Source organism: Synechococcus sp. BA-120 BA3 (assembly GCF_034931285.1).
Taxonomy (GTDB): domain Bacteria; phylum Cyanobacteriota; class Cyanobacteriia; order PCC-6307; family Cyanobiaceae; genus Cyanobium.
Genome location: NZ_JAYGHZ010000309.1, coordinates 1 through 8228, shown reverse-complemented (window position 1 = coordinate 8228; position 8228 = coordinate 1). Strand labels below are relative to the sequence as shown.

General features: G+C 64.9%; 11 protein-coding genes. 8 read left to right on the top strand and 3 right to left on the bottom strand.

The window, feature by feature from the left end:
- The coding region (locus VB737_RS12820) for a hypothetical protein (protein WP_500313495.1) at positions 1-207 on the bottom strand (207 nt) is incomplete at its 3' end.
- 85 nt (positions 208-292) lie between these two features.
- On the opposite strand from VB737_RS12820, the gene def reads away from it, so the two are divergent.
- The 8 genes from def (at position 293) to VB737_RS12780 (ending at position 7349) form a co-directional block, all read left to right on the top strand.
- The gene (def, locus tag VB737_RS12815) at positions 293-856 is read left to right on the top strand and encodes a peptide deformylase (protein WP_500313493.1); all 564 of its coding nucleotides are present in this window, start codon (positions 293-295) and stop codon (positions 854-856) included.
- A 181-nt stretch (positions 857-1037) separates the two neighbouring features.
- Positions 1038-1769, top strand: coding sequence for a hypothetical protein (locus tag VB737_RS12810; RefSeq protein WP_500313492.1), 732 nt, complete (start codon positions 1038-1040; stop codon positions 1767-1769).
- Positions 1770-1823: 54 nt separating this feature from the next.
- Entirely contained in the window at positions 1824-3404 is a 1581-nt protein-coding gene (locus VB737_RS12805; protein ID WP_500313490.1) for an NCS2 family permease, read from the top strand.
- A gap of 103 nt (positions 3405-3507) precedes the next feature.
- A complete protein-coding gene (gene pyrC, locus VB737_RS12800) occupies positions 3508-4581 on the top strand; it encodes a dihydroorotase (RefSeq protein ID WP_500313488.1) in 1074 nt (357 codons plus the stop codon).
- Between the two features lie 508 nt (positions 4582-5089).
- Positions 5090-5332 (top strand): AbrB/MazE/SpoVT family DNA-binding domain-containing protein, encoded by a 243-nt coding sequence (locus tag VB737_RS12795; protein WP_500313486.1) that lies wholly within the window; start codon positions 5090-5092, stop codon positions 5330-5332.
- Positions 5332-5688, top strand: a complete 357-nt coding sequence (gene mazF, locus VB737_RS12790) for an endoribonuclease MazF (protein WP_500313485.1) — start codon at positions 5332-5334, stop codon at positions 5686-5688. Before VB737_RS12795 ends, mazF begins: the two co-directional genes overlap by 1 nt.
- A gap of 551 nt (positions 5689-6239) precedes the next feature.
- Entirely contained in the window at positions 6240-7136 is an 897-nt protein-coding gene (locus VB737_RS12785) for an alpha/beta hydrolase (protein WP_500313483.1), read from the top strand.
- Between the two features lie 63 nt (positions 7137-7199).
- Positions 7200-7349, top strand: coding sequence for a hypothetical protein (locus VB737_RS12780; protein ID WP_500313481.1), 150 nt, complete (start codon positions 7200-7202; stop codon positions 7347-7349).
- On the opposite strand, the gene VB737_RS12775 is transcribed toward VB737_RS12780, so the two are convergent.
- Positions 7292-7657 carry a YbjQ family protein gene (locus tag VB737_RS12775; RefSeq protein WP_500313479.1) on the bottom strand — a complete coding sequence of 122 codons (366 nt, stop codon included), beginning with the start codon at positions 7655-7657 and terminating at the stop codon, positions 7292-7294. The genes VB737_RS12780 and VB737_RS12775 overlap by 58 nt on opposite strands.
- A gap of 77 nt (positions 7658-7734) precedes the next feature.
- On the bottom strand, positions 7735-8228 hold a 494-nt coding region (locus tag VB737_RS12770; protein ID WP_500313477.1), incomplete at its 5' end, for a glutamate ligase domain-containing protein.

The window sequence follows — 8228 nt, the reverse complement described above, 5'->3', positions numbered from 1 at the left end:
CAGCAGCACCCGGGCGATCAGCTGGCGCAGCAGCCGCAGGGGGCGGCGGTACTTCGCCAGCCGGGCCGGCCAGCTGCGGCTCGCCGGCGGCGACACCTGCAGCACCACGCCCACCAGGGTGAAGTCCTCGGACGCCCGCCGCACCAGATGGCGCTGGACGAGGCCGTCGCAGCAGAGCACGGCCACCCGCAGGGAGCTCACGGCCATGGATCCGCCGATCGCAGCATCATCTGCGGATGGTACGGACGGGGCGGCCGCAAGGCGGCACAGTGGGACCGATCCTGAGGCGCCCATGGCCGTCCGTGACGTGCTGACCATCGGAGATCCGCGGCTGCGGCAGGTGAGTGCGCCGGTGGAACGCTTCGACGACCCCGCCCTGGCGGCCCTGCTCGACGACCTGCGCGACACCATGGCCGCCAACGCGGGCGCCGGTCTCGCCGCCCCCCAGATCGGGGTGCCCCTGCGGGTGGTGATCTTCGGCATCACCCGCAACCCCCGCTACCCGGAGGCGCCCCCGATCCCGGAAACGGTGCTGATCAATCCCGTGCTCACGCCCCTCGGCGACGACCGGGACGACGACGCCTGGGAGGGCTGCCTGAGTGTGCCCGGCTGGCGGGCCCGGGTGCCGCGCTGGCGCCGCCTGCGCTATCGGGGCTTCGACGCCGACGGACAGGTGTTCGAGCGGGAGGTGGTGGGCTTCCATGCCCGGGTGGTGCAGCACGAGTGCGACCACCTCGATGGGGTGCTGTTCCCGGACCGGATGCCGGCGGGCCGCCCGTGTGATCCGCCTGATCCGGGGAGGAGGCGATCCATGCGGAAAAGAGCGGTTGTCCTCGACTCAGAAACGATGGATTGAGGCGGGATTGCTCGCACTTCAAGTCCTGAAGCCGATCTTCCTGAGCCCATTTTGAATGCTCTACGACCCTCTGGAAAGGGATGGGACTCGAGAGCTTCTAGATCTCAGCGGTTGTCCTATGCAGGCGCTGAGATCTAGCAAGTATGTGTTAGATTTAAGTCACTTATGTTCATCGCGGCCCATGCGCCATCATGTTGTCATCACAGGAACCGGGAGAAGTGGCACGACCTTTCTGGTCGAACTGCTGACGAGGCTTCGGTTGGACACCGGCTGGGATGTGGAGAATATCAAAGAAACAAGTTCCTCTCAACCGCTCCGCCCAGGCATGCTTCAATCCCAGGCCGACGTTCTTGACAAGGGCTTTGTCTACCCAAGCTGGGACCCCATTGCCCGAGCAGGCTTGGAGAAAAGTATTTTTGATCCTGCAGCGCCTTACATCGTGAAGTCTCCTGGAATCTCAAATTTCATAGCTAAAGTTCTGGCCGATGATCGCATCCAGTTGGATCACGTCTTCATTCCCATCCGCGATCTGCAGGCAGCAGCGGAAAGCCGTCGCATGGTTGTGCGGATCAATGAGCAGAATCTCTCGTTCAAGAATCGAATCAAGAGTCTGTTCAAGCGCAACGCCAGGTTCAATCGCTATGCAGGAGGCCTCACCAGGACCTCGTCGCTTAAGCCTGGTGCCCAGGAGCAGTCCTTGTGTCTTCAGATTTACGAGTTGATGTTGAACCTTGCTGCATGCGACGTTCCTGTGACCTTCATCCGCTATCCCACCCTTACCGCTGATGCCAAGTACCTCTATCGAAAGTTGGCCCCGATCCTTGCCGGGATCTCCGAGGATGTTTTCACATCTGTATTCTCCGAAACCGTGCGGCCTGAATTGGTCCACACCTTCAACAAGAACGACGTCTGATGGGGGCATGAACGTTCCAGCCCATGCTCTCCAGGGTCTGAGGTCGCTCTGACGATGCTGCGCGACCCGTCCGTTCCGGTTGCACCACGCTGGTGGGTGCGCGGCGACCTGGACGGCTTCCTGGGGCTCGGCCTCGACAACCTGATCCAGATCCTGCTGATCGTGGCCCTCTGCCGGGGAGTGCTCGGCTATCCGGATGGCCTGATCTTCGGCACGATCCTGCCGGCCACCGGCATCAGCCTGGTGGTGGGCAACCTGGCCTACGCCGTCCAGGCCCATCGCCTGGGGCGGCGCGAGGGCCGTGACGACCGCACGGCCCTGCCCTACGGCATCAACACGGTCAGCCTGTTCGCCTACGTGTTCCTGGTGATGCTGCCGGTGAAGCTGGCGGCCACCGGCCAGGGCCTGGACCCCCAGGCCGCCTCCCTGCTCTCCTGGCGCGCCGGCCTGCTGGCCTGCCTGGGGTCAGGCCTGATCGAGGCGGGCGGCGCCTTCCTGGTGGCCCCCCTGCGCCGTTGGCTGCCCCGGGCGGCCCTGCTCTCCACCCTGGCCGGCATCGCCCTCGGCTACATCGGGCTGGGGTTCCTGCTGCGCACCTATGCCGTCCCGGTGGTGGGGCTGGCGGTGCTGGCGGTGATCCTGCTGGCCTACTTCGGCCAGGCCCGGCTGCCCCTGCCTGGTGGGGTGCTGGCGGTGCTCGTGGGCATCGTCCTGGCCGCGGCCACGGGCCTGCTGCGGCTGGACGGCCCCACCTGGCAGGCCAACCTGGCCCAGGTGGGTCTGCACCTGCCCCTGCCCCGCCTCGGCGCCCTCTGGGAGGGTCGCGGCGAGCTGCTGCCCTGGCTGGGGGTGACGGTGCCCATGGGTCTGTTCAACCTGCTGGGCTCCCTGCAGAACCTGGAGAGCGCCGAGGCGGCCGGCGACGCCTATCCGGTGAAGAGCTCCCTGCTGATCAACGGCATCGGCACGGTGGCCGCCGCCGTGCTGGGCTCCTGCTTCCCCACCACCATCTACATCGGCCACCCGGGCTGGAAGGGCATGGGGGCCCGCATCGGCTACTCCTGGCTGAACGGCCTGGTGATGGGCCTGGGCTGCCTGCTGGGGCTGTTCGGCGTGGTGGGCCAGCTGGTGCCGATCGAAGCCGGCATGGCGATCGTGCTCTACATCGCCCTGGTGATGGCGGCCCAGGCCTTCCAGGCCACGCCGCCGGCCCATGCCCCCGCCGTGGCCCTGGGGCTGCTGCCCGGCCTGGCCGGCTGGGGGTCCCTGATGCTGAAGGCGGGGCTGCGGGCCGGCGGCAGCGGCACCCCGGCCAACCCCTTCGGTCCCCAGCTGCTGCTGCCGCTGCAGCAGGCGGACGTGTGGGCCGCCGGGGCCTTCGCCCTCGAGCAGGGCCAGATCCTGGCGGCGTTGCTGCTGGCCGGGATGCTGGTGTATGTGATCGAGCAGCGGTTCCGGGCCGCGGCCCTCTGTGCCCTGGTGGCGGCGGTCGCCTCCTGGCTGGGGCTGATCCACGCCTGGAGTTTCACCCTGGCCGACACCGTGCTGGATCCGGGCTGGGGCAGCGGCACTCCCTGGGCCCTGGGCTATCTGGCCATGGCGGTGGTGTTTCTGCTGGGACGGCCGCAGCGCTGAACCGGGCCGGCTGAAGGGTGATGCCTAGGGTTGAACGGTTGCACCGCCACGTGGTCCGAGTGAACAGCCAGTGGACTCTGTTCGGGTGATCGGCATGTCTGGCATGGACCCGAACGCCCCGCCCCAGCGCCTGCGGCTGCGCCGTCCCGACGACTGGCATGTGCACCTGCGCGACGGCGCCCTGCTCCAGATGGTGGCCCCGGCCACGGCCCGCAGTTTCGAGCGGGCGATCGTGATGCCCAACCTCAGCCCGCCGATCACCACGGTGGCGGCGGCCGCGGCCTACGGCGCCCGGATCCGGGCGGCCCTGCCGGACGGCAGCCGCTTCAAGCCGCTGCTCACCGCCTACCTCACCGACACGATCGATCCGGCCGAGATCGCGCGCGGCCACGCGGAGGGGGTGTTCACCGCCTGCAAGCTCTACCCCGCCAACGCCACCACCAATTCCGCCGCCGGCGTCACCGACCTGGCCCGGATCGAGGCGGTGCTGGCGACGATGGAGCGGATCGGCATGCCCCTGCTCATCCATGGCGAGGTGACCGACGCCGAGATCGACATCTTCGATCGCGAGGCGGTGTTCATCGAGCGCCACCTGGCGCCGCTGCTGGTGCGCCATCCGGGCCTGAAGGTGGTGCTGGAGCACATCACCACGGCCGAGTCCGTTGCTTTCGTGCGCCAGGGGGGGGCCAACCTGGCCGCCACCATCACCCCCCACCACCTGCACATCAACCGCAACGCCATGTTCCAGGGTGGCCTGCGGCCGGACTTCTACTGTCTGCCGGTGGCCAAGCGGGAACGGCACCGACTGGCCCTGCGTGAGGCGGCCACCTCGGGGGAGCCCTGCTTCTTCCTGGGCACCGATTCGGCCCCCCATCCCCGCTCGGCCAAGGAAAGCGCCTGCGGCTGTGCGGGGATCTACAACGCCCCCTTCGCCCTGGAGAGCTACGCGGCGGTGTTCGAGCAGGAGGGGGTCCTGGATCGCCTGGAGGCCTTCGCAAGCGTGCATGGGCCCACCTTCTATGGGCTGCCCCTGAACGACGGCCACATCACCCTGGTGCGGGAGCCCCACACGGTGCCGCCGCGCCTGCACGGCAACGCCGCCGACGGCACCGCCAGCACCCTGGTGCCCTTCCATGCCGGCCAGGTGCTGCCGTGGCGGCTGGTGGAGGAGGGGTGAAGGGGCGGGTGTGCGCTCAGGCCGAAGGACCGCCACCACCCGGATTCTGGTCTGGTCCCACAGGCCGTTAGGCGAGCCGTGGAACGCACCGGCCGCATCCAGGCGGCACGTTGCCACGCCTTCCGCCCTGCGCTCGCGACCTACCGGGTGACCCCTGGGCAGGACATCCCTACCGGTCAGCACCTCATGGGGCCTACGGATCTCATGGCCATACGGATCCAAGGCCACAGACTCAAGCGACGACCAAGGGCCGTCCTCAGCCCAGCGGTTCATCAGTAGCAGCCGCTGCAAACGGTTAGCGGGTCCGACAACCACTGATCACAATGAATCCATCTGCCGAAAAGCGGCGGTGCTGGCAACGATTGCAAACCTTGCCTGGAGGTGGTTCACGGGAAGGAGCGGGAGAGCTTCCGCTGTTCACGGAAACCTTCCAATTAGCGTTAGAGAGATGGGGCAATGGATGCCGAGTCAAGACGTGGTATAGTCATCGTATAGCCGCTGGCTGAGAATGCAGACGAAAGTTCAGAAATGGGGTAACAGCCTGGGCGTGAGGATTCCACGCGGCTTGGCTGAGGAGGTTGGCCTGGGGGCTGGTACTGAGGTCAGCCTCACCGCAAAGGATGGTGAACTGGTGCTGAGACCCGCCGTTCCGAGCCGGCTCAGGCTTGCCGATCTTCTTGCGGGGGTCACGCCCGAGAACATGCACGCCTCCATAGATACGGGGGATGCCGTAGGGGCCGAAGCCTTCTGATGTCGTCCTACGTGCCCGATCGTGGTGATCTGGTGTGGCTGGAGTTCACACCACAAGCCGGAAGTGAACAGGCTGGAAGGAGACCAGCACTTGTTCTATCTCCAAAGACTTATAACAGGAAAGTCGGTCTAGCTCTGCTTTGTCCTGTAACGTCCAAGATAAAGGGCTATCCATTCGAGGTGTTGCTCCCTGATGGCTATGCCGTCAGTGGAGTTGTTCTGTCGGATCAGCTGAAGAGCCTTGACTGGCGATCGAGGAAAGTGAAGTTCATCGAGTGGGTTTCCTCAGATGTAATGGCGATGGTAACTGCGCGGTTGTTAGCACTTCTTGAACCTGACACCCCTGCCACTCTCTAGCACCGCCTTGCGCCTGAGCCGCCACCAGCAAGTTTCTGTCTACCTCCTAAGCGCCCTGCGGCCAGGTGATCAGCAGCGTTGGGCGACTTCATGAAAGCCATTGTCTGTTGGATGAACAGACCGTACGAGATAGAACAAGTAGAATCTCTTTGCACCTTGCTGAACAGTTTCATCGTCGATCCGTCAACAATGACGAGACTTGGTTGGCAGTCCGCCAAAAAGCCTGCACCACAATGGTTCAGCGACTGGTCATCGCATGGGTTCGCGATGGTTCACGGACAGAGGACGGAGTCCGCAGTGATTCAGGGAAGCTTCCAACAGTTAACGATGCTCTGCGTGTCAACCAGAAGTCGTCGATCTTGTCTTTGCTTAAGCAATATTTCGTGAGCAACGCGCTTTATCACTTCAGGGCCTACAGTCGCGACGAGAATCTACCGGTCATTTGCCCCGTCGGATGGTGAACAATGTTGTTTGTGACCAATAGAACCCCAGAGCAGGGCCCGAGAAGCGGGAGCAACAGGAGTATCAGCTTCGATCTCGACAACACTGCGGTGTCACAGTTTCTCTACTTTTGCGAGCGCAAGGCTGATGGCCAATATGTCGAGATTATGCACGACGTCTTCTTTCAGAGATTAAGGGATCTGGCCAATCCCAAGGCGGACATTCTGCTGTTCATCCATGGCTTCAATAACACACCGGAAAAGGATATTTTCCCAACCGCCATTCGTCTTCAGGCCCTGCTTGAAGAGGCCTGCAACGATAATCCACCCTATGTAGTGCCATTGATTTGGCCTTGTGACGACGACTCGATCTTGGCCATTGCGGATGACTACTGGGATGATCAGAGTGCGGCAGACCAAAGCGGGACTTCCTTTGCACGGATGATGGGTTTCTTCGACCAGTGGCGCCGAAGCGAAGTCGCGGAAGCGGCGCTGCAACACCGCAGCCCTTGTATGCGGCGCATCAACTTGCTTGCACATTCCATGGGAAACAGGGTGCTGCGCAACGCCCTGCGCAAATGGGTGGAAGAGCTCGGGGGTGGCGCTATGCCACTGATCTTCAGAAATATCTTCATGGCCGCACCTGACGTGGTGAACGAGACACTGGAGAACGATCAAGAAGGCAGGTACATCCCGCAAGCCTCTCGCAATGTCGTGGTGTATTACGCAGCGGATGACCTGGCGATGCCGGCTAGTAAAGTCGTAAACCTAAAGAACCGAGTGGTGTCCCGTCGACTCGGCATGACCGGCCCGCAGCGCATGGACGCCGTGCCGAACAATGTCTACGCAGTTGATTGCGACAACTTCAACAACCAGTGTGATCCGCCCACGGGCCATGGCTACTTTCTGGACTTTCCGAACGGCAGCCCGAGCCCAGTCTTGCTACACATGGCGCACGCACTTGCGCATGGCCGCGTGGAACCCGCGCAAAGACGGCACGTGCTTTAGCCGGCTTGAGCTCGGGAAGGCGTTTCCTCTAGGCAAACGATGACGCTGCTGGCGGAGTTCACCGTGAGCGTTCTGCTCCTGCACCGCAAGCCAGCACAGATTGGCAGGGAGCGGGATCCGATCGCTGGAAATTCTTACGTGGCCCTGCTGCTCCTCTACGCGCTGCTGCCGCTGCTGCTCGGCCGGGGCTCCACCACCACGGCGGTGCCGTAGCAGAGCACTTCGGTGGCGGCGGCGCTGCCGCCCTGCACCTCGGAGCCGTCGTAGCGGGCGCCGACGATGGCGTTCGCCCCCAGGGCCCGGGCGTGCTGGATCATCTGCTCGTAGGCCTGCTCCCTGGCCTGCTCGCACATCTCGGTGTAGGCCCCGATCCGGCCGCCGACGATCTGCTTGAGCCCACCCAGAAAGCCCTGCACCAGCGTGGGGGAGCGCACCACGATGCCCCGCACCAGGCCCCGGTAGGCGGTGATGTCGTAGCCCTCGATCGTGAAGGTGGTGGTCACGAACACGGGTTTCACCATCGGTAGACGGTCGGCGGCGGCCCCATCCTGCTGGGGGCGGCAACCCGGATCAAGCGGGGTGCTCCAAGCGGCTGGTTTCAGGCTGCTGCGCCGAGGCCCGCCTCCAGCGGGGGAATCGCCCGCTCCAGGGCCACGCCACGGCTGGCCTTGAGCAGCACCCGATCCCCCGGCTCGGGCCAGTCGAGCAGCACGGCGGCGGCCTCCTCGGGCGTGGCCGCCCGTGCCAGCCGCGGCAATCCAGCGGCGGCGGCGAGCATCGCCTGGGCTTCCGCCTCGGCGGCCACGATCACCAGCCCGTCGATCCCCAGGGCCCGGGCCCGGCCTGCCACCTGGCGATGCAGCTCCAGGCTGCGGTCCCCCAGCTCGAGCATCGTGCCCAGCACCGCATAGCGGCGGCCTTCACAGGCTTCGCCTGGGGCCCCCAGCAGCTCCAGGGCCGCCAGCACCGCCTCCGGAGAGGCGTTGTAGGTCTCATCGAGCAGCTCCACCCCGCCCAGCAGCGAGCGTCGGGCGCGGCCGCCCGGCAACGCCACCGCCAGCTCGCCGAGGTCCTCGGCCGCCACGCCCAGTT

What these genes read in the sequence shown, in the direction of transcription:
- def (WP_500313493.1), top strand. Translation starts at nt 293, where the DNA reads ATGGCCGTCCGTGACGTGCTGACCATCGGAGATCCGCGGCTGCGGCAG.
- VB737_RS12810 (WP_500313492.1), top strand. Translation starts at nt 1,038, where the DNA reads ATGCGCCATCATGTTGTCATCACAGGAACCGGGAGAAGTGGCACGACC.
- VB737_RS12805 (WP_500313490.1), top strand. Translation starts at nt 1,824, where the DNA reads ATGCTGCGCGACCCGTCCGTTCCGGTTGCACCACGCTGGTGGGTGCGC.
- pyrC (WP_500313488.1), top strand. Translation starts at nt 3,508, where the DNA reads ATGGACCCGAACGCCCCGCCCCAGCGCCTGCGGCTGCGCCGTCCCGAC.
- VB737_RS12795 (WP_500313486.1), top strand. Translation starts at nt 5,090, where the DNA reads ATGCAGACGAAAGTTCAGAAATGGGGTAACAGCCTGGGCGTGAGGATT.
- mazF (WP_500313485.1), top strand. Translation starts at nt 5,332, where the DNA reads ATGTCGTCCTACGTGCCCGATCGTGGTGATCTGGTGTGGCTGGAGTTC.
- VB737_RS12775 (WP_500313479.1), bottom strand. Translation starts at nt 7,657, where the DNA reads ATGGTGAAACCCGTGTTCGTGACCACCACCTTCACGATCGAGGGCTAC.